This window comes from Muricauda brasiliensis, assembly GCF_003057865.1.
Classification (GTDB): domain Bacteria; phylum Bacteroidota; class Bacteroidia; order Flavobacteriales; family Flavobacteriaceae; genus Flagellimonas; species Flagellimonas chongwuensis.
On record NZ_QBTW01000042.1, the window covers coordinates 1 to 385 of the forward strand.

1 protein-coding gene is annotated in these 385 nt (G+C 47.3%); it reads right to left on the reverse strand.

The features are described from left to right. Positions 1–385, reverse strand: a 385-nt coding sequence (locus DCK90_RS16855; RefSeq protein WP_199912708.1) for a DUF7507 domain-containing protein, incomplete at both ends; no start/stop codon positions are given.

Genomic DNA, 385 nt, shown 5'->3' on the forward strand with positions numbered 1-385 from the left:
GCCCGCCGATCTTGTCATCGCTCAGCACGATGGTGTACAGGTCGACATTGCCGGTATTGGTCACGGTAAAGGTATAGGTGATGCCGTCGATGCAGCCATCACTGTCCTCGTCCACGTCGGCCGTTCCCTGTTTGGTGACCTGTATGAATGGGTCCGGATTACAAAGTTCATTGGGAACCACTGTGTTGGTAGGGTCATCTTCGAATGGACTGTCATCATCAGAAAGGTCCATTGCCTGTTCAATACTATTGACAACAGTTCCTGTTATAGTCGCTTGGTTCGTTACGGATCCAATATTTATATCGGCCTGTGTTATGGTATATATTGTTTCGTAAGACCATGTTTCTCCTTTGGACAGGATACCATCATCATTGATATCGGTTCC